Below are 325 nucleotides of genomic sequence, written 5' to 3' on the forward strand. Positions count from 1 at the left end.
GGCCCGAGGTTATCTTGCGGCCTCTTTGGCCGGGGCTGTGCTGCGGGCAGCTTCGGCGGCCTCTCGTCCGCTCTGCCTTGCCCGCCAGTATTCGGTGTGATACTGCCGGATGGACTGATTGAGTTTTTCTTCAAACTGTCCTTTGTCCTTAATGCGGTCAGGGATTTTCCACAGCTTTTTGTCCAGCAGCTCCCGGAGCACTACGCTTTCCTGTGCGTCCTCCTCATCGCAGATATAGCCCTTGTCCTTGAAGCCGCATTTTTTGGCCGCTGGGGAGAGAACGGCGGCTACCTCGTTTGCCACCATCGTTCCGCCGTGGCTGGCG

Annotated in this window: 1 pseudogene; it reads right to left on the reverse strand. The window is 58.8% G+C overall.

Features of this window, described 5'->3' with window-relative positions:
• Positions 1-9 precede the first annotated feature (9 nt).
• Positions 10-325 (reverse strand): annotated as a pseudogene (locus tag P0G09_RS16680) (hypothetical protein); the annotation flags it as partial.

It is taken from the genome of Faecalibacterium sp. DFI.5.82 (genome assembly GCF_029076575.1).
GTDB lineage: Bacteria > Bacillota > Clostridia > Oscillospirales > Ruminococcaceae > Faecalibacterium > Faecalibacterium duncaniae.